Source organism: Kitasatospora sp. NPDC057512 (genome assembly GCF_042802135.1).
GTDB lineage: Bacteria > Actinomycetota > Actinomycetes > Streptomycetales > Streptomycetaceae > Kitasatospora.
In genome coordinates this window covers 1-2,638 of record NZ_JBHVET010000952.1, presented here as the reverse complement: position 1 = coordinate 2,638, position 2,638 = coordinate 1, and the positions used below count along the sequence as shown (strand labels likewise).

Annotated in this window: 4 protein-coding genes; 2 read left to right on the top strand and 2 right to left on the bottom strand. The window is 73.3% G+C overall.

Features of this window, described 5'->3' with window-relative positions; all coding sequences use genetic code 11:
* Positions 1-44 precede the first annotated feature (44 nt).
* On the top strand, positions 45-710 hold the full coding sequence (gene msrA, locus ACFU6K_RS36145; RefSeq protein ID WP_380670450.1) for a peptide-methionine (S)-S-oxide reductase MsrA: 666 nt from the start codon (positions 45-47) through the stop codon (positions 708-710).
* Between the two features lie 157 nt (positions 711-867).
* Entirely contained in the window at positions 868-1,230 is a 363-nt protein-coding gene (locus tag ACFU6K_RS36140; RefSeq protein ID WP_380670448.1) for a cupin domain-containing protein, read from the top strand.
* Positions 1,231-1,265: 35 nt separating this feature from the next.
* Here the strand turns inward: ACFU6K_RS36140 and ACFU6K_RS36135 are convergent, their stop codons facing one another.
* Entirely contained in the window at positions 1,266-2,051 is a 786-nt protein-coding gene (locus ACFU6K_RS36135; protein ID WP_380670446.1) for a hypothetical protein, read from the bottom strand.
* A complete protein-coding gene (locus ACFU6K_RS36130) occupies positions 2,048-2,599 on the bottom strand; it encodes a SigE family RNA polymerase sigma factor (RefSeq protein ID WP_380670444.1) in 552 nt (183 codons plus the stop codon). The genes ACFU6K_RS36135 and ACFU6K_RS36130 overlap by 4 nt, the downstream gene beginning before the upstream one ends.
* Positions 2,600-2,638: the final 39 nt, after the last annotated feature.

Here is a 2,638-nt window from a genome sequence, read left to right as displayed (position 1 = left end):
GCGTTGGACACTGCGCCAGGTTTCCCGACCCGCTGGAGCAGGCCGTGCTGTTCAACCGCCACAAGACCTCGCTGGTCCCCGCCGACCAGGCGCTGCCCGGCCGGCCCACCCCGGCCTTCACCCTGACCGAGCCGCACACCGTGCTCGGGCACCCGCTGTCCGGCCCGTACCCGGAGGGCCTGGAGGTGGCCGACTTCGGGCTGGGCTGCTTCTGGGGCGCCGAACGCGCCTTCTGGCGGCTGCCCGGCGTCTGGACGACGCTGGTCGGCTACCAGGGCGGCCACACCCCCAACCCGACGTACGAGGAGGTGTGCAGCGGGCTGACCGGGCACACCGAGGCGGTCCGGGTGGTGTACGACCCGGCGGTGATCTCGTACGAACGGCTGCTGAAGACCTTCTGGGAGGCGCACGACCCGACCCAGGGCAACCGCCAGGGCAACGACGTGGGCACCCAGTACCGCTCCGCCGTCTACACCCACTCCCCCGCCCAGGCCGAGGCCGCGGTGGCCACCCGGGACGCCTTCCAGCCGTCGCTGACCGCGCTCGGTTACGGCCCGATCACCACCGAGATCGCCCCGGCCGGCCCGTTCTTCCCGGCCGAGCCGTACCACCAGCAGTACCTGTCGGAGGCCAAGAACCCCAACGGCTACTGCGGTCTCGGCGGCACCGGCGCCTCCTGCCCGATCGGCGTGGCCCGCACCGGGGACTGACCTCCCGCCCCGGGACCGCCCCGGCCCGCCCGGCCCGCCCCGGGATCGACCACCCAACGTGACCGATCCCCGATCCGGGCGCAGACTGGAAGGGCCAGCAGGGCCGGCCCGGCCACCCGCCGGCGGCCGGGCGGTCCTCGCGGGAGAGGAGCGCGCCATGTCCGGTCTCTACCAGCGGAACTTCGACGATCCCGAGGAAGTCCGCCCCTTCGAGGAGGGCACGGGGGAACTGCGGCTGGTCAACCTGGACGGCGGCCCGGTGGGCCGGGCCGTGTTCGAGCCGGGTTGGCAGTGGTCCAAGCACGTGAAGCCGATCGCCAAGACCGAGAGCTGCCAGGCCGCCCATGCCGGGTACGTGCTCTCCGGCCGGATGAAGATCGTCATGGACGGCGGCCAGGAGGCCGAAGTGGGGCCCGGAGACTTCATGCTCTGCCCGCCCGGGCACGACGCCTGGACCGTCGGTGACGAGCCCTGCGTGATCGTCGACTGGCAGGGCTTCGCGGACTACGCGAAGCGGTGAGCGGAGCTGTCAAGCCGACTGCTGGCCGGACCGGGTCACAGCTGCTGCGGGGCCCGCTCGTCGGCGCCGTCGGCGGTGGTGCCCGGCAGCTCCGCCAGGAGCCTGCCCTCGGAGTCGTACGCCGCGATCGCGGGGCGCACCGGACGCCCGTGGGCGGCCGGATCCGCCTCCGGCAGCGGCGGCAGCACCACGTAGTAGCCGATCCACCGCTGCATTCCGAGGGTGCTGACCAGGGTGGCGACGGTCGCCTTGCCCCCCGTGAACGCGATGATCCTCGCCGGGGCGACCGGGCCGAGGTAGAAGCTGGCGATGATGAAGCGGTCGCGGTCGCCGTGCGACTGGACGTAGACGGCGGGTTTGTCGTGCTCCAGGTTGTCGCTGCGCACGTCCTTGCAGTTCGTGCCGGAGTCGGAGCCGTCCGGCTGGTAGTTGTCGCACTTCTCGAACGGGCTGACCCACATCCGGGCACCGGCCGCCATCTCGATGCGCTGCCCCGGACCGACCTGCTGCACCGGCGAGAGCGGCAGCGGCGTGGCGGTGGCCGTGGGGCTCGGCGTGGCGGCGGGCGCGGGACTCGGGACGGCGACGGGGGTGAACGCCGCCCCCGCCTCGCCCGCGACCTGCCCGACGTGCCGGGCGCTGCCGGCCGTCACCGCCGTCGCCCCGCAGACCAGCGCCACCGCGACCGCGGCCGCGGCGGTCCCCGCTCTGCGCCTGGCCCGGCGCCGTCGGGCGGCGGCGATGATCGGCACCGGATCCGGCCCGGTCGCGTACGGGTCCTGGTCCTTGAGCAGGTCGCCGAGCCGGTGTTCGAAGCTCATACCGTCACCTCGATGTGCGTCGTGGGACTCGCCGTCACGCCGGAGCGGTCGGCGAGTTCGGGCAGTGCGCGCAGCTTCGACATGGCCCGGTGCAGCGTGCTCTTCACCGTGCCCTGGGCGATGCCCAGTTCGGCCGCGACGGCGGCCTCGGTGAGGTCCCCGTAGTACCGCAGCACGACGACCGTCCGCTCCCGGCGGGTGAGGGTGCCCAACGCCTGGTGCAGCAGGGCTCGTTCGGCCTGCCGCTCGGCGAGGTCCTCGGTGAGCGGCCGGTCGGGGGTGTGCTCGATGGGCAGCTCGTGGTTGCGCAGCCGGCGCCACCAGTCGCGGTGCTGGTTGACCACGATCCGGCGGACGTACGCGGTGGGGTCGTCCCCGGTGATCCGGTGCCAGTGCAGGTAGGCGCGCTCCAGCGCCGACTGCACGATGTCCTTGGCCCGGTCCGGGTCGCCGGTCAACAGCTCGGCCAGCCGCAGCAGTTGCCGACCGCTCCCGACGACGAACGCGCTGAACTCGTCGTCCTGCCGCTGTCTCTGCTCGCGTTTCACACCCGTCCTACTCCTCGGGCGGACCGCGAGGTTCGGTCC